This is a genomic window from Endozoicomonas sp. NE40 (assembly GCF_040549045.1).
GTDB lineage: Bacteria > Pseudomonadota > Gammaproteobacteria > Pseudomonadales > Endozoicomonadaceae > Endozoicomonas_A > Endozoicomonas_A lisbonensis.
On record NZ_JBEWTB010000002.1, the window covers coordinates 777,740 to 792,177 of the forward strand.

Annotated in this window: 19 protein-coding genes; 7 read left to right on the forward strand and 12 right to left on the reverse strand. The window is 44.1% G+C overall.

Going from position 1 to position 14,438, the window contains the following annotated elements; all coding sequences use genetic code 11:
• Positions 1-8: 8 nt before the first annotated feature.
• Positions 9-713, forward strand: a complete 705-nt coding sequence (cas6f, locus tag V5J35_RS04480; RefSeq protein WP_354010105.1) for a type I-F CRISPR-associated endoribonuclease Cas6/Csy4 — start codon at positions 9-11, stop codon at positions 711-713.
• 723 nt (positions 714-1,436) lie between these two features.
• Here the strand turns inward: cas6f and V5J35_RS04485 are convergent.
• A complete protein-coding gene (locus tag V5J35_RS04485) occupies positions 1,437-2,165 on the reverse strand; it encodes a sensor histidine kinase (protein WP_354010106.1) in 729 nt (242 codons plus the stop codon).
• A gap of 354 nt (positions 2,166-2,519) precedes the next feature.
• On the opposite strand from V5J35_RS04485, the gene V5J35_RS04490 reads away from it, so the two are divergent.
• Positions 2,520-3,223 (forward strand): IS1 family transposase gene (locus V5J35_RS04490; protein WP_354007591.1). Its coding sequence is split into 2 segments (ribosomal slippage): positions 2,520-2,763 and positions 2,763-3,223, totalling 705 coding nucleotides; the frame shifts between segments, so codons are not numbered across the junction.
• Positions 3,224-3,291: 68 nt separating this feature from the next.
• Here V5J35_RS04490 and V5J35_RS04495 read toward each other — a convergent pair.
• Both V5J35_RS04495 and V5J35_RS04500 read right to left on the reverse strand, forming a co-directional pair.
• The gene (locus tag V5J35_RS04495) at positions 3,292-3,534 is read right to left on the reverse strand and encodes a type II toxin-antitoxin system PrlF family antitoxin (protein ID WP_354010107.1); all 243 of its coding nucleotides are present in this window, start codon (positions 3,532-3,534) and stop codon (positions 3,292-3,294) included.
• Positions 3,524-3,721, reverse strand: a complete 198-nt coding sequence (locus tag V5J35_RS04500) for a UPF0175 family protein (protein WP_354016274.1) — start codon at positions 3,719-3,721, stop codon at positions 3,524-3,526. Before V5J35_RS04500 ends, V5J35_RS04495 begins: the two co-directional genes overlap by 11 nt.
• Before the next feature lie 169 nt (positions 3,722-3,890).
• Between V5J35_RS04500 and V5J35_RS04505 the strand changes: the two genes are divergently transcribed.
• From V5J35_RS04505 to V5J35_RS04515, 3 genes are read left to right on the forward strand one after another with little or no spacing between them, the layout of a single operon-like run.
• Complete coding sequence (locus V5J35_RS04505) at positions 3,891-4,313, forward strand: SPFH domain-containing protein (RefSeq protein ID WP_354010109.1); 423 nt, start codon at positions 3,891-3,893, stop codon at positions 4,311-4,313.
• A 23-nt stretch (positions 4,314-4,336) separates the two neighbouring features.
• The gene (locus tag V5J35_RS04510) at positions 4,337-4,753 is read left to right on the forward strand and encodes a hypothetical protein (RefSeq protein WP_354010110.1); all 417 of its coding nucleotides are present in this window, start codon (positions 4,337-4,339) and stop codon (positions 4,751-4,753) included.
• Between the two features lie 7 nt (positions 4,754-4,760).
• Entirely contained in the window at positions 4,761-5,504 is a 744-nt protein-coding gene (locus V5J35_RS04515; RefSeq protein ID WP_354010111.1) for a metallophosphoesterase, read from the forward strand.
• Positions 5,505-5,800: 296 nt separating this feature from the next.
• On the opposite strand, the gene V5J35_RS04520 is transcribed toward V5J35_RS04515, so the two are convergent.
• The 3 genes from V5J35_RS04520 to V5J35_RS04530 all read right to left on the reverse strand — a co-directional run bounded on the left by V5J35_RS04520 (position 5,801) and on the right by V5J35_RS04530 (position 6,672).
• A complete protein-coding gene (locus V5J35_RS04520) occupies positions 5,801-6,040 on the reverse strand; it encodes a hypothetical protein (protein WP_354010112.1) in 240 nt (79 codons plus the stop codon).
• Positions 6,037-6,261, reverse strand: coding sequence for a hypothetical protein (locus V5J35_RS04525; RefSeq protein ID WP_354010113.1), 225 nt, complete (start codon positions 6,259-6,261; stop codon positions 6,037-6,039). The genes V5J35_RS04520 and V5J35_RS04525 overlap by 4 nt, the downstream gene beginning before the upstream one ends.
• A 69-nt stretch (positions 6,262-6,330) precedes the next feature.
• Positions 6,331-6,672, reverse strand: a complete 342-nt coding sequence (locus tag V5J35_RS04530) for a hypothetical protein (protein ID WP_354010114.1) — start codon at positions 6,670-6,672, stop codon at positions 6,331-6,333.
• A 235-nt stretch (positions 6,673-6,907) separates the two neighbouring features.
• Here V5J35_RS04530 and V5J35_RS04535 point away from each other — a divergent pair, with 235 nt between their 5' ends.
• Positions 6,908-7,477, forward strand: coding sequence for a hypothetical protein (locus tag V5J35_RS04535; RefSeq protein WP_354010115.1), 570 nt, complete (start codon positions 6,908-6,910; stop codon positions 7,475-7,477).
• A gap of 481 nt (positions 7,478-7,958) precedes the next feature.
• Here V5J35_RS04535 and V5J35_RS04540 read toward each other — a convergent pair whose 3' ends face one another.
• From V5J35_RS04540 to V5J35_RS04565, 6 genes are all read right to left on the reverse strand, one after another.
• Positions 7,959-8,300: a hypothetical protein gene (locus V5J35_RS04540; protein ID WP_354010116.1), complete on the reverse strand. Its 342-nt coding sequence runs from the start codon at positions 8,298-8,300 to the stop codon at positions 7,959-7,961.
• A gap of 14 nt (positions 8,301-8,314) precedes the next feature.
• Positions 8,315-9,094 (reverse strand): hypothetical protein, encoded by a 780-nt coding sequence (locus V5J35_RS04545; RefSeq protein ID WP_354010117.1) that lies wholly within the window; start codon positions 9,092-9,094, stop codon positions 8,315-8,317.
• 336 nt (positions 9,095-9,430) lie between these two features.
• Positions 9,431-9,589, reverse strand: coding sequence for a hypothetical protein (locus V5J35_RS04550; protein WP_354016275.1), 159 nt, complete (start codon positions 9,587-9,589; stop codon positions 9,431-9,433).
• A 436-nt stretch (positions 9,590-10,025) separates the two neighbouring features.
• A complete protein-coding gene (locus V5J35_RS04555) occupies positions 10,026-11,351 on the reverse strand; it encodes a TRAP transporter large permease (protein WP_354010118.1) in 1,326 nt (441 codons plus the stop codon).
• A complete protein-coding gene (locus V5J35_RS04560; protein WP_354010119.1) occupies positions 11,348-11,920 on the reverse strand; it encodes a TRAP transporter small permease subunit in 573 nt (190 codons plus the stop codon). Before V5J35_RS04560 ends, V5J35_RS04555 begins: the two co-directional genes overlap by 4 nt.
• 184 nt (positions 11,921-12,104) lie before the next feature.
• A complete protein-coding gene (locus tag V5J35_RS04565) occupies positions 12,105-13,130 on the reverse strand; it encodes a TRAP transporter substrate-binding protein (RefSeq protein WP_354010120.1) in 1,026 nt (341 codons plus the stop codon).
• A gap of 261 nt (positions 13,131-13,391) precedes the next feature.
• Here V5J35_RS04565 and V5J35_RS04570 point away from each other — a divergent pair, with 261 nt between their 5' ends.
• Positions 13,392-14,309: a LysR family transcriptional regulator gene (locus V5J35_RS04570; RefSeq protein ID WP_354010121.1), complete on the forward strand. Its 918-nt coding sequence runs from the start codon at positions 13,392-13,394 to the stop codon at positions 14,307-14,309.
• The last annotated feature ends 129 nt before the right edge of the window (positions 14,310-14,438 follow it).

Genomic DNA, 14,438 nt, shown 5'->3' on the forward strand with positions numbered 1-14,438 from the left:
AAGCAATCATGGCACCACGTTTTTTTATTGAGCTATTACAGCCAGAATCACACGATGAGTTTCAAACATTTCATCAAACCATTATTCAGGCTTTACATGATCAATCCGAACGGTTCGATGATCCTTTCTCTGATGCCAAATATCGTTCATGGATCGGATTGTCATATCCCATATATGGTCAGCTCGAATTGTATGAAAGAGCTGAATATGCTCAAGATCCTCACTATCGTCTTCACTACGCCATTAAACACCCAGGAAAATTTCTCGGTAATGTTGTTCACTGTATTTCCTCTGAACCCTGGCGACTCGAAGCCCTGATTAGTACAACTTTACCCAGATCTTTGTCAGATGACAGTTGCTCTGTATCAGAAATTCTATCTGTGCCAGATGACTGCGAAGAAGTAATAAACAAGCGTGACAGAAGACCAGAAAGGCGATCTGAAAAAAATAAGACAAAACCGTCAAACCGCACATTTAACATTGGTTCGCAGAAATTCAGTCACAACCCTTCGCCTCTCACAGAACCAGTGCCTCGAATATGCAACTTCAGCACTAGCGGAAAACGCAAACCACTACACATATGTAGTCGTTCGAGTGAAAGACGCATTGATGGCTGGTATTCAATGTATGGGCTATCGAGAGGGGGTTCGACAGTGCCTTTAGTACCTGTGCAAAATACCCTTTTTCTCGGGTTGCTAAGTCAGGACCGTTAACCGACTGAAGACTAAGGATATTTGTAGGAGTGCCAGATGGAATCAAATTTTTGGTATTTTTGTTGAAATCGTAATAAATTGACTAAAATCAATGTGCTGGGAGCTTTTGCTTTCGGTGAACCGCCTCGGAGGCGGCTGATAAGAGTGGGGCAGAAAGCCGAGACTTTCAATCAGGGTGAACCGCCTCGGAGGCGGCTGATAAGATTAAATCCAAGGGTGCGGGTTTTCGATCCAAGTGAACCGCCTCGGAGGCGGCTGATAAGATTCGAACCCCACAACAGTTCAATACTCATGAGTGAACCGCCTCGGAGGCGGCTGATAAGATCACCTCAACGCCAGCATCTTGCATATACTCGTGAACCGCCTCGGAGGCGGCTGATGTTAACTCAACAGAAATGTCAGGCACCCTAGCTCGGACATTCAATGGAGTATGCGTGCCGCTCCTACAGCCTTTGAAACTATGAGTTTCACTCAGAATGGCATCGAACTGATGTGTCCGAAGTATTCTTCAGAGTAACTGTCTGTTTTCTACGGCCTGTTAAGTTTTCTTAACAGGCCGCGTATTTTGTTACCAAAAAGAAATAATCTTCTCATTCTCGTTCAGAGAACAGGTGTAAGCTCTGGGAAATGCAAGAGTGACCCACTACCGTTATTTCTGGATAAGAAAAACACAGCAACTCTTGCACCAGTAGATATCGACACAAGAGCCCGAAAAAATTCACTCTAGAGTTGCTCTGAACGACCTACAGGCACAGGAATCGTCACAGTGAAGACACTCCCCTGATCTTTGCCACTTTTCACTGTAATGGTTCCATTCATCAACTCAACCACCCTCTTACAAATTGGCAACCCGAGCCCGACTCCATGACGAGCCGAGTTAGTTTGATAGAAGGGCTCATAAATTCTCTGCAGCTCACTATCTTCGATACCAATCCCCGTATCAGTCACAGAAAACATTATGCGAGACTCAGACATGGTCGCCTGCAGTGTCACATACCCTTGCTCTGTGAACTTTACAGCATTGTCCAACAAAGCCAGTAAAATCTGTCGTATTTTCAAGTCGTCAATAGTTACTGACTGATCCAGCTCTTCCGGTAGTTGATAGCGAAATATCAGACCTTTTTTGTCTGACTTTGCGCTTATCATAAAACAAACGTCCTGAATGACCTCTTTGAGGTTCACTACCTGACTGCAAAGAGTCATTTTATTGCTTTCAATTCTACTCATATCGACCAGATCGTTAACCTGAGATAAAAGTTCCATTGCACTATGGTTTATCTGGTCAATAACCGCTGCCTGTTCTTCGTTACAATCAAGCGTTGCTCTCAGCAAGTGTGAATTTCCAAGAATCACATTAATCGGGGTTCTCAGACTATGACTGACGTTTGATAAGAATACTTCAGAAATGTCGCTGTACGTTACTTGGTTATCTATTGAAGACATCTGAGACATAGATCATTCCTAATATGGATATTCATTCAAGACGATAGTTTAACTAAATCCTGTCAACCATCCTGAAACAATAGAATGATTGAATTTAGATGCGTTTTGGACATTCAAAATGGTTGCCATGAGAAAGGCGACAATTTTACTGTTGAAGTGTCGTATGAAGGCTGGGCTTGCAACAAGCCCAGCTTCTTTGCTGGGTTTCAACCAGCTGTAACATAAAAAGCTACTCTTCAATGAAGCCGAGAATAATTCTCAGAAGACTAGATAACATTAGTCTAAAAACAAGGGTCATGAATCAAATGCGTTGATCTCGTATATCTAACGACCAATACTTGCTGTTATCCTGCCGATTTTCCTATGGCAATTATTAAAGTCGTTTGTGCTCACTGTGATACCACAGATGGTGTCGTGAAAAATGGTAAAGCGCCCTCAGGCATACAGCGCTATCTGTGTCGAAATTGCAGGCAAAGCTTCCAGCTTGAATTTGTCTACAACGCCAACAAGCCCGGTGCTCACGAGCGCATAGTGGATATGGCCATGAATGGTTCCGGTGTCAGAGATACGGGACGCGTTCTGGGCATCAGTCCAACGACGGTCATCAGCCACTTAAAAAACTCGTCCCGCGACAGGTGACATCACTCCCCTTCGACAATGAAGAGCTGGTGCTCATCTGCCAGATGGATGAGCAATGGTCTTATGTCGGCAATAAAAAGAATCAGCGTTGGCTATTCTATGCGTGGGAACCTCGCTACCAGAGGGTGATCGCTCATGTTTTTGGTCGAAGAACGAAAAAGACCTTGAAGAAACTGATAAAGCTGGTCAAACCTTACAAGTTCAAATTTTACTGCACAGATGACTGGAAGCCCTACGGATCAGAACTGCCGGAAGATAGCCATGTTATCAGTAAGAAGCTGACCCAGAGCATCGAGAGAACAAACCTAACGCTTCGCACTCGGCTGAAGCGGTTAACACGTAGAACGATCTGTTTCTCTCGATCAGACGAACTGCATGATAAGGTTATCGGGGAGTTCATCTCACGAACGTGGTATCAACGTGTTTGATGCGTGACCAATTTTTCTTGCTTCTTTTATCTGTCATTCAGGCACTATTCCCTTTTGGTGAGTTTGGCTTATTCGATGGGATCATCCAGTGGTAAAGGCGAGTCAAGATCGACTTCAACACCTTTAACCAAATCATTTATGCATTCAAGAAGATCCTGGGGAATTGGTTTTAATTGCTCAGGATTTTGCTGAATATCTGCATCAATCAGGCTCAGGAAAAAAGCTTCCTCATAGCTCAGGCTGTCTTCATCAACATCAAAAGTATCAGCATTTGCTGATGATCTCTGATTCTCAGTAAATTTAAGACTCAAGTAGGTTCAGCTCCTCAGTCAGTTCATTCGGTGGATAATCGACAATAGTGGCACCAAGAGACCCCGCAGCCAGAATAAAACTTTCAAGGCTGCACTGAGCCAGTCTGGCAGCATAATCCAGTGAGATGGAGCCATTGGAAAATAGACGAACAGCTTCCATTTTTTGACTGAGCAAATGTTCACTCATGGTTTCTCTACCGAGAGAGTTCTGGTGTATTTTTTCTTTTCATTGCTGCCAATAAATTTTCCGCGAGCCACAGAAAACTTAGTCTAGACTGTTTTTCCCATTTTAAATGAGAGAGTCTGACTCTGTTGAGACCGCTCTCAGGATAAAGCCTTAAGTTCTGGAGAGCAGCATGAGCAAATACTGGGATGAAAAAGAACATGAAACCAAATGGGGTGTGGTTCTGCGTGATTTTTCCGTGGGGTTTATTGTGTTGATTCTTGCCAGTATGGCTGGCTGTCCTTCTTACCGGGTCTGGCAGCAAGGGTTGGCAGGTCAGGCAGAGCTCAAGCGGGCTGAACAAAACCGGCAAATTGCCATTCAGGAAGCTGAAGCCAAAAAAGAAGCTGCATCACTTTTGGCCGCTGCTGAAGTTGAGCGTGCAAAAGGCGTGGCAGAAGCCAACCGAATTATTGGGGAAAGCCTGAGGGAAAATGAATCATACCTGCGCTATCTCTGGATCACAGAGGTGGCTCAAAATGAAACGGGCAAAACCACCGTGTATATTCCCACAGAAGCAAACATCCCTATTCTGGAAGCAGGCAAACGTGAATAAAAGTTATTGAAAGGGGTAGCAATATGTCTACAAAGTGTAGTCTTGCTTATGGTGATGATTTTCATCTCTATGAAGAAGTGTTTGACGATTACCATGTCTATCTGTCATTGGAGAAAGCGGAATTTGAGGCCAGCAATAATGAAGTAATGGTTCGTATCCCACTGGCAATCTGGGAGCACATCCGACAGTTCACCAATGCCCGTTTTGATCTGATTGATTTCGACGATGAAGCGCTACTGAAACTGACTGAAAAAGAGGTAGACGAACGAATTGAGGATTATAAAATAAACCCAAGCAGTCTGGCAGGTTTGCTGACCTTTGGCAAAGCAGACACCCCAAGAGATCAACAAATTAAAAATCGCATGGAATATTATATTAACGAGAGGAATCGACAACGCAGCATCAAAGAGAAGATAGATCAGCTGAACGAAAAACGCTGAGAGGCCTATGAAGATACAGCTTTTTTCAGATATACACCTTGAGTTCAGTGACTTTACGCCTGACTGTTCGGGTGCTGATGTGGTGGTGTTTGCCGGAGATCTTGCCACTGGGGTAAAAGGTGCGAAATGGCTGTTGCAACTACCAACTCGCACCCCTGTTTTATACGTTGCTGGTAACCATGAGTTTTATGGCAATACTTGCGGCAAACTTCAACAAAAGATCCGTGAATTGCTTTCCGGCAGCCACGTTCACTTTCTCGACAACGATAAAGTGGTGATTGACGGTGTCAGCTTCTTTGGCTGCACCCTCTGGACAGATTTTAAGTTATTCGGTAACCCGTCACTGGCGGCATATACCTGCAAGACAAGGCTTAACGACTACAACAAAATCCGTACCCTGCCCAACTATTCACGGTTAACACCAGAAGATACTCTGGCATTTCACAGGCAGTCGATTAGTTGGCTTGAGCAGCAGCTACTGCACTCAACTACTTCAAAAAATGTTGTTGTCACTCATCATGCACCGTCCATAAAATCGATTCCTGAACAGTATGAATGCGATACCCTGTCTACTGGGTTTGCCTCTGATCTCGAGGGTTTCATTAGCCAACACCAACCAGACATATGGCTACATGGGCATGTGCATACCAGTAACGATTACACCATTGAGGGTTGTCGGGTGGTGTGCAATCCTCGTGGGTATAACGATGAAAATGCTGATTTTAGTGGTCAGTTGTTGATTGATCTGTAAACCAGACCTGTATGGATGTAATGCTTCAATCGATCAAGCACTGGTTTTCAGATTAAAGCCGTAAAAGCGATAATACCGTTGGGAGAAGATGATGCGTTTCGCAATCCTGGTCTGCTTGCCTGTCGCCATAGCTTTAGCCTTCATAGCTGTATGGCACTACTATGACAATCATCTGATCTGGTTATGGATGAGTGGATTAATGCTGACAATTGCTATGCTGGGAGGGCTTTACTGGTACGTTTGGCGGTTGTCAGACCAGAAGGAAGAGGCCCGACATCGCTTAGGTTAGATGACCTTCAATATTCGCTTTTTCGGCAATACCCGGAAATCAGTTGGTGCAAGCAATCTGAGCAAAGGTCGCACTGAATCCGGTAGCCATCACCAAATGCCGAGGTGTAACCTGCCGTAAAGTCCAGACGTAGCACTTCTTCAAAGTCGCAGAGATCTTTATTTTTGTCATACCGTTTTTCGCAACGGTCACACTCAACTGCGACCTCGACATCTTGCTCTATAGGTTTTCGTTCAGTGATGATCATTGGTCATCAAGTGCCTCTGTTTCGTTGCCACGTATGCGATTTAGCTCTTCTATTTTTTGCTTAATCTGGTTTTCATGGTCGTCATAATACTGAGGGCTTAGAGCAGCAATCCATGGTTTGCCGCGCCGGGTAACAATCAATCTGGAAATACGATCATCTGCCAGTTTTTTGCTGATGCTGTTCATATTTCTACGAAAGCGAGAAAGAGGAAGTGTCTTCATTGTTTATTTTCGTACCTTATTGCAAGAGTCAGCCACTGGCAACAGCGGCTGATACATGACGGGCAAGGGCTACCAATAGTAATAGTGTGGCTTGTGATTGCCCAAAGGAAAGGTCATATCATCACTGTCCAGCCCCTGCTGAATATCTGCACAGAGCCTTTTCGCCAACCTTCTGTCCGGGCGGGTCATAAACAAGGTGACATGCCAGGAAGGAGTTTGTCTCAGCCAAAAACCACTTTCTGGCCCAGTGTACTTACGTTTTATTTTGCCTCTGCTATCACGATCTTTGGCCTTATTTTTCACAGCCATTTCACATCTCCAACTTAATAAAAAGCTAGAAGATGCTTTTGCTGTAATAGCCCTCTGTTGCTGCTGGCCTAAACATAGCCTAATCCATTTTTTGACCGACAAATAAAAATAGCATCTGGAGAGACTTTGTCCACGTCAAAGCAAGAAGAGAATGACAGTTCCGTTGGGAAATCAGTTTGAAGATCGGGTAAAAAATATAAATAGGTGTGGGTAAAAAATGCAAATGGGCTTGGGTAAAAAAGACAAATCACCGAGAGAATATAATCATTGATGTTTGAGGGCACGGTACTCAGATCAGGCTATACTGGCACAAAATAATTATTCTTAGGAAGGCAGTATGAGCATTATTACGATTAATAACGGAGAATTATCCCTTAAAATTCAGGATTCCGTAACTAAGATCCCTTTCGGAGTCGAAGATCTTGATGAAATGCTCTGCTTCGCTGAAACTTTCATCAATAAACAGCCCCCTGTCGGGCAGAAGTCAGAGTCTGACCATTACTTATCTGCACTAAAATCAGATATTAAAAAGTCTCAGCACCAGATAGATACCGAGTTCTTCTGTGAATGTCTCAGCAGCATTTCATCCGAAATGAACCAGTTTTTGCCTCCAGGCTATGACTTATTTGAAAACGAAAGACTGTGTATGGAATTTTTACAGAATAGCTCTCGCAACCTGAAATCAGGTGAAGTAGGTGACTTATATATACTCTCCTGCGAGAAAAATGATGATCAATCGTCCAACATGATCATGGTGCTCAACCCTCCCTTCAAAGAACTGATGCTGAGTCTTTATCATGGTGACCCGGAGTTAACTGAAGAAGAGAAGATTTCCAATGTCATTAGCACTGCAATTTGCAATATGGCTCGGAAGGTACTGGATGAAAATGGTGAGAGTATTGAATGACAACTATTCAACAGCAAATAGCTGTCATGTTCTTATCTTTTTTACCAGTAGTATTTATGGGGTTTGCGGTTGCCTAATGGAAAAATAGCACTCTCAGTATCTATGTCTCTGAGAATCTTACGACACAGCCTTGCAGTTTCCCGTCGTTCAGGACGAGTCATGAAGAGTTTTACCCACCACGCAGGTACATTCCTGTAGATAGCTGCTTTTTCTGAGCGCGTATACGTTCTTCGAATGCGACCCTTTTCATTTCGATCTTTTACTTTATGCTTTACAGACATCTTTTCTTCCAACTTATTAAAAAGTCATAGGAAGATGTCTTGGGTGTAATAATATTCGATAGTTTTCACGATTCTTATTTTCAGCATCAGTCAATCAGGTATAAATTAATGCCCGCTATTTCAGCGGACTGTGAGTCTAGCGTAAAAATCGGTGACAGCCACTTTACTGATCGCTTTTCAGACAGTTTGAAAGGAATAAGTTACTTCAGCAAGTAGCATTTTGGAGAACCTTCCCAACAAAAAAGCGTTCTTGAACGTTTTAAAAAACCATTATTTTGAACCGTCCAGCTTTTGGCTCCTATGATGATATTGTTAGCACGCTTAACCAAGTAGATTCGGTCTGTTGTCTGTATTTCAGCTAACGCAGGGCCTAATGATTTATCAAGATAGCGAGCAGATACGATATTACTCTCATCTTGCCTTTCATCAGGTAAAGTCTTCAAATCGACAATCAGCTCGCTTCTCCCTGGAACAACAATGTATGTGATGGCAATAATTGCACCAATGATTACAACCTGACCTAATGTATAAAAAGCGGACATAACGCTATTCGTTCTCAGTGTTTGCGTTTCGTTGGTTCTTTCTTAAAACTTCTCTGATTAAATCCCTTGGCAAAGAGCAAGCTGCTGTCGTCTACCGTAATGGTGGATTTTTCACCCACTCCAAGAACGCCTGATAGATACTGAGCAATACTTTGATGAGCCGTATAAGGATCTACCCGTGTTTGAAAGCCCAGTTGCATCAGTGAAGGGTTTTTGAATAAAACAAAGTCATCAAACCGTCCTTTTATCAACGCAAAGACAGGTACACCCCATTGCCTGAATGGTTCATCATCAGGAATGCCTTGTGACTGCTCCATTTGCTCCATTAGCTTTCGGGTTAATCTACGAGAAATAAAGTAGCCCTTATGGCGCTCACCCTCAAAGACCGCATCGCCTTTTTCAGCAGCCTTTCTGGTAAAGCGTTTATCGCTGTCAAAGATGCTTTGCTTCAGTGCGAATAAGCTTTTGGTACTCCATGCAGTAGCACTCTTGGGCCTCACCCTCGATATCAAGGGGTCTGCAGGTAAGTGGTAACAATAGGAGGGATACAACTTTCCACAAAAGCCAATTAACGCAAAACGCAATTCAGGGTCATTATGCCTCCAACCTCTTTCTAACTCCCAGGGAGACGTGGCATTTTCGAAGTTATCCAGCAGCCTTTGTATGGGATGGGATACAGAAAAATTCGAGGTGTTTTCAATCTTTTCAAACTCACGCTTGTAAACGATAGTTTTATCTATGCCGTAGGCAATCGCAGAATCATAATAATCATGGTATTTGCTGACAATATACACAGCAACATCCTTCGCTACTCGTCTTTATGCTTAATATATAAACATTTATTTTATGCTGATTGAGAGCAGCCATCTCTTTCTGGCTGCTCTGGCTACCTTCTTTTTTATGGAGCTATTGAAACCGAGAAACTGTCGTTTGTCATTTCCTCAGTGAAAAATTTAGCTTTTCGTTCTGTGATTGAGAGGCGTTCAGACCCACTGCTCAGGATGGATCTTCGTGGATTCCCACACATAGCACAGGAGCATATACAACGAGCCTTGGCAATTTTTCCAACCATTCTGCCTTTTATCTGTTCACTGTCGCACCAGCTGTTCAGGTCATGATAATTGTTCTTTTTACATCTTTGTTTGATCCGGGCAGCGTGATGCCTCCGGATAGCTCTCTTGATACTTTTCAATGTAGTTACCCTTCAGTTGCAAAGGGTGGGCTACTGTTTCCAGCACCCACCTGAAACTGATGAGGTGCATTTGTTGATGGAGGAACTGCTGTTTCATGGATGGTACTCTGCCACTTTCGAATTGGTTAACCACTACAGCCATCCCAAGTCTAAGAAACGCTCTATCTCATTGTTTTTTTAAAGAGTTTATTGAAAACACTAAGAAATTCAATATTGTATTGTAGAGTTAGAACTCAAATTGCCAACTTAAATGTTAAAACAAAATTCAAACGATTGTTTAAATTACTGCAATATCAAGAGATTACGAGATACTCTAATTGCCAACTTAATTGTGTATCTATCAGCCTTGTCAGATACACAGCTAAGTTGGAAATCAGGTTTAATTTTTGACCTATACCGTCTGGTAAATACATACCAGACGGTATTCTTATTTTTCCTGAAGAGAATCTAAAATACCCACCTTATTCTCTGAATCGCACGATTACAAATACGTCATATGACTTATTTTAGAAAGTAGCGACCAAATCGCAGATCTAACCCCTTACCCCCATAATTTTGTCGGGCAGCCAGAGCACTATTTCGGGAAACAGCATACAAATAAACAGAACCAGCAGCTTCAGCAGAATAAATGGAGTAATGGATTTATAAATATCCATCATAGTTACTCCCGGTGGTGCTATACCTTTCAAGTAGAAGAGTGCAAAACCGTATGGTGGTGTCTGAACAGCAATCTCAATATTGAGAATCATCAGAATACCGAACCAGATCGGATCATAGCCCAATGAGACGACAATCGGCGTGAATAATGGCGCACACATCAATACAATAATCAGCTCATCAATGATAAAGCCAAGCAGTAGCATGATGACCTGCATCAGAATGATGACGCCAATAGGTGGCAAACCCAGATCCTGGGCAAACTGCGCCACCATGGTCTGCACACCACTGAGCATGTGAAAATTACTGAAGATCGAGGCGCCAAGAATAATCCACATGGCAGCGCTGACCAGCAAAGCTGTTTCAAAACCTGCTGATTGAAACATCCTGAACCTGAATCGTTTAAACAGAATAGCCAGCAAAATGGCGCCAACTACACCTATTGCTCCTGACTCGGTAGGTGTCGCAATACCCGTGATAATAGAGCCCAGTACAGCCACGATCAGTAACAGAGAAAAGAAACCATCACGAGCTGTTCTCAGCTTTTCTTTACCTGACATTTGCCGTTCATCACCCGTATCCAGTGGTGCTTTCTTAGGGTTCAGCTTGCAGCTGATGATGACATAAGCCACCAGCAAGGTGATTGAAATCAGGGCGGGTACGATAGCTGCAATAAACATTCGTCCCACGGAATTCTGGGTAGTCGCAGAGTACATGATCATTGGAATACTGGGAGGAATCAGAATGCCCAGTCCCCCACCGGCCATGATTACACCCAGAGCCAGCCGCTTGTCATAACCGCGATCCAGCATGGGTTTCAGGGCAATACTGCCCGATGTCATGATGCCTGCACCGATAATTCCCACCATTGCACCAATCATGGAGCAAACACCGATAACACTGATAGCCAGTGAGCCGCGAATACGGCCTATCAACATCTGGCTGGCATTAAACATGGCATCCCCGATACCCGAACGGGTCAATAGCTGCCCCATATAGATGTAAAGAGGAATAGCCAGCAGAATAAAGCTGAAGAAGTTGCTCTCAATGGTCGTAGGTATCAGGGTAAAAATCCCTTCTCCCCAGGTTAAATAGCCAACAGCCATGGCAATGCCACCCAACGCCAGTCCCACCGGAGCTCCAAGGGCAAAACTGACCAGGATACAGACCAGTAACAGCAGAGTCAGAACTTCAATACTCATGCCTCTTCTCCTTTTACTTCATTCTCTGTAGAGGCGCCTGAATCTTCATTGTCCAATAGTGTCTGACCTGTCACCAGGAAATACCCGCTCTGCAGCAGATCGCTGAAAAATTGCAGTACGAACATGCCACTGGCCACCATCATCATTACCCAGAAGTGGGCCATGGAAGGTGCCCATTCAGACTGGCGACGGTAATTGAACTCCACTGCTTCCTGGAATTTACCGAGGCTCATGTACATAACAATGACAAGGAAAAATATCGCCAGTGAAAAAGTCAGGAGATTAAACAATGCTTTTATACGATCTGGAACGGTCAAATAGAGTACATCGACAATAATATGAGAGCGTTTCTGCTGAGCCAGCGCTCCTGTTAACGCAGCTACATAACCAAATAAAAACAGGGAAACGTCATAAGCCCAGATGGTTGGATTGTTAAGCACATACCGGGAAAAGACTTCGAATGCGACCGTTAACGCCAGCAGTGGCATTAACAAAGAAGCGGACAGACCTGTGCAATACACCAGCCGATTGATAGGTATACAGCAGGCCTGGATCAGCGTCTTGAACATAACTGCTTGTCCTGATTATCTGGAGAGCCCAATCAGCCAATTCACTGTTGTCCTTTTGGCTCCCGGTTGCCTAAAACCAAAGCCGTATGATTCACACTCTCTTTTCACACGACACTGATCGGTTTAGAACAACAGGTAACTGGTCAGAGGGTACCTGGCCAGCCACCTGTAGGGGTCTTTGCAGTTAGTTCTGAAGTATCTGCACCAGCTCCTTGCTGTACTTGTCAGCATTAGCATATTCAGACCAAAGAGATTCAGCGGCCGCATTCCAGGCAGCAACGTCTTCTTTGCTTGGTTCAGGACTCCACTTCATACCCTTTTTCTCCATATCAGCAACTGCCTGAGACTCCCAGAGGCGAGATTTTGTCATCTGCTCGCGAGCGTGGGCAGCACTGGCAGTTCGAACAATGGCCTGCAGTTCCGGAGACAGTTTATTCCAGGCGTTCTTGTTAACCACAATAGGCAGTGTCTGGGCACCGGCAACAGGCAGGGGGTACATATACTTAGCCACTTCTGCATGGTTGCCGTCACGGTGGTCAATCAGGTTGCTGCCTATAGAACCGTCGATTACACCAGTGGCCAGACTGGTATAAATTTCACTCCAGGATAATGAAGCCGGGGAAGCCCCGAGGTTTCGGAGGAATTTGCCATACGCACCCGGCGCACGGATCTTCATGCCCTTGAAGTCTTCGATTGAATTGATGGGCTTTTTGGTCAGTATATAAACTGGCAGTTGAATGTAAGGTTCCAGCCAGACCATATTTTGTTTGCCGTAGGCTTCTGTCAGTATCTTGTTCCAGCCTTTCTCATGGAACAGGGCACTAAGCTCACCAACATCATCAGTAGTGCCTGGCAAGCCCACCTCTACGACACCTGGTGGAAATTCACCGGCGTGCATGGCCTGAAAAGGAGCCCCCATGGTTATCAGACCAGATTTCACAGCTCCGAGAATACCTGTCTGCCCCACTCCTTCACCGGCATACATCATCTGAACCTTGATGCGGCCACCCGACATGGTTTCGATATTGTTGGCAAAGTTTTGATAAACCTCACCGTAAGCAGTTCCTCTCGAGTAGAGGTTGGCAAAACGCCAGTTATGTTCAGCAGAAAACGCATTAGGAACCATCGCCATGAAGGCTGAAGCTACCAGAGTGCATCCGGTAATGGCTTTTTTCAGCACTTTCTTCATCTTGACGGGAGATGAAAACATAATCTTACTCCAATATTATTATTATACGTCGCCTGTTGTATTATAAGGTCAGGCTGTGGGGGCAACCAGAAATTTTTCGCTGCTACAGTTGTTAAGTTCTTTGAACCTGAACAGAGAAATTGATCTACGTCATGGTTTCTAAGGATCATTACAACTCAGGCCTTTCTGATAAATGCCGCTCTGTCCATGTAAAGTTTTATAATGATCAAACCTTACCGTATGTGATTTCACATAAATTTTTAGTTTTTTGGATGTAAAACAATGACAAGAATCTCTATTCCGATGGGGCAGATCGGTGATTACGAGATCAAACAGCTGAAAATTTTTAAGACTGTTGTAGACTGCGGTGGTTTTTCCGCTGCAGAGACAGAACTCAATATCAGCCGTTCCACCATCAGCATTCATATTTCCAATCTGGAGTCACGCCTTAATCTCTCTCTTTGTCGCCGAGGTCGGGCCGGTTTTTCTATGACCAATGAGGGAGCCGTGGTTTACGACGCCACCATTAAATTACTGGGAGAACTGGAAGACTTTCGGAGTACTATAAATAGTCTGGATACCAGTATGACCGGCAAGCTGAACCTGGTATTCAGTGATGCCATCAGTCTGGATAACCGCGCAGCCATACCCCGAGCTATTGAGCGCTTCTCGCAGCACGCCAGTGAGGTTCACATAACCGCTGAAGTAGCCCGAATGACCGAGATCGAACGCATGGTGATGAATGAAGAGGCTGATGTCGGCTTTATACCCTATCATCGCAGTCTGGATGGTATGAACTATAAACGCTTGTATACCGATATTTGTTATCTTTACTGCTCCGAAGGTAATGCATTGTTTTCTCTGGATAGCAATGAACTGACAGACGAACTGATAAATACGACTCCTGCTGTTCATGCGGGATTCAAGGCTCACGACAATATCAATATACACCTGGCCAGGATGAATCAGAAAGCAACTGCTTACAGTTATGAATCCCGGCTGTCCCTGATTCTCTCATCAAAGTTCATTGGCTTTCTGCCTGAGCACTATGCCAGAACCTATCTGGATTCCGGACAACTGAAAGCCATCGATCAAAGCAATAAATATTACAAGCTGGATATTATGGCTATTACCCGTAACACTTCAGCAATCAATAAAGTCAGGGATCGTTTTATGCAGGTGCTACAGAGCGTTTGTTAAATGCTCTTTCAAAGAAACTAATGGCTCCTGGAGGCTTTGGTCTCTCAGGATATTGAAGAAGTTCAGGGCAGGCTGATAATCAAGCTTTGCAATTACCCTTCACTCCTTGCTCCATCAATCCAGGGAGTT

Bases quoted from the DNA above. Each gene is read 5' to 3' on its own strand.
- V5J35_RS04565 (WP_354010120.1), bottom strand. From the start codon at position 13,130: ATGTTTTCATCTCCCGTCAAGATGAAGAAAGTGCTGAAAAAAGCCATT.
- V5J35_RS04485 (WP_354010106.1), bottom strand. From the start codon at position 2,165: ATGTCTCAGATGTCTTCAATAGATAACCAAGTAACGTACAGCGACATT.
- V5J35_RS04550 (WP_354016275.1), bottom strand. From the start codon at position 9,589: ATGAAACAGCAGTTCCTCCATCAACAAATGCACCTCATCAGTTTCAGG.
- V5J35_RS04520 (WP_354010112.1), bottom strand. From the start codon at position 6,040: ATGATCATCACTGAACGAAAACCTATAGAGCAAGATGTCGAGGTCGCA.
- V5J35_RS04510 (WP_354010110.1), top strand. From the start codon at position 4,337: ATGTCTACAAAGTGTAGTCTTGCTTATGGTGATGATTTTCATCTCTAT.
- V5J35_RS04570 (WP_354010121.1), top strand. From the start codon at position 13,392: ATGACAAGAATCTCTATTCCGATGGGGCAGATCGGTGATTACGAGATC.
- V5J35_RS04540 (WP_354010116.1), bottom strand. From the start codon at position 8,300: ATGTCCGCTTTTTATACATTAGGTCAGGTTGTAATCATTGGTGCAATT.
- V5J35_RS04525 (WP_354010113.1), bottom strand. From the start codon at position 6,261: ATGAAGACACTTCCTCTTTCTCGCTTTCGTAGAAATATGAACAGCATC.
- V5J35_RS04500 (WP_354016274.1), bottom strand. From the start codon at position 3,721: ATGAGTGAACATTTGCTCAGTCAAAAAATGGAAGCTGTTCGTCTATTT.
- V5J35_RS04535 (WP_354010115.1), top strand. From the start codon at position 6,908: ATGAGCATTATTACGATTAATAACGGAGAATTATCCCTTAAAATTCAG.
- V5J35_RS04505 (WP_354010109.1), top strand. From the start codon at position 3,891: ATGAGCAAATACTGGGATGAAAAAGAACATGAAACCAAATGGGGTGTG.
- V5J35_RS04515 (WP_354010111.1), top strand. From the start codon at position 4,761: ATGAAGATACAGCTTTTTTCAGATATACACCTTGAGTTCAGTGACTTT.
- cas6f (WP_354010105.1), top strand. From the start codon at position 9: ATGGCACCACGTTTTTTTATTGAGCTATTACAGCCAGAATCACACGAT.
- V5J35_RS04555 (WP_354010118.1), bottom strand. From the start codon at position 11,351: ATGAGTATTGAAGTTCTGACTCTGCTGTTACTGGTCTGTATCCTGGTC.
- V5J35_RS04560 (WP_354010119.1), bottom strand. From the start codon at position 11,920: ATGTTCAAGACGCTGATCCAGGCCTGCTGTATACCTATCAATCGGCTG.